Genomic DNA, 418 nt, shown 5'->3' with positions numbered 1-418 from the left:
CTTCTACGGCGGCATGGTGCGGGCCAAGGGCGTGCTCAACATGATCATGATGAGCGTCAGCGCCATGGGTGTCGTAACAGTCCTGTGGGCGCTGTACGGCTACTCGGTCGCGTTCGGTGACAACACCGCAGGCGTCATCGGCGACCCCGGGCAATTCTTCGGCCTCAAGGGTCTGATCGGAGCGAACGGTTCGGCCGATGCGCCCATCGCGCTGGTCGGCACGATCCCGGCCACCGTGTTCGTGGGTTTCCAGCTGATGTTCGCGATCATCACCGTCGCCCTGATCTCCGGTGCCGTCGCCGACCGCATCAAGTTCGGCGGCTGGCTGCTGTTCGCCACCCTGTGGGCGACCGTTGTCTACTTCCCGGTCGCGCACTGGGTCTTCGACTTCGACGTCAAGGGCTCCGACGGTGAGACC

1 pseudogene is annotated in these 418 nt (G+C 64.6%); it reads left to right on the top strand.

The annotated features are described in order from the left end of the window. Window positions 1-418 (top strand): annotated as a pseudogene (locus IMZ11_RS44380) (hypothetical protein); the annotation flags it as partial.

This window comes from Microtetraspora sp. AC03309, assembly GCF_020826795.1.
Classification (GTDB): Bacteria; Actinomycetota; Actinomycetes; order Streptosporangiales; family Streptosporangiaceae; genus Microtetraspora; species Microtetraspora glauca.
The sequence above is the reverse complement of the archived record's forward strand: the minus strand, read 5'-3'. Positions and strand labels throughout refer to the sequence as shown.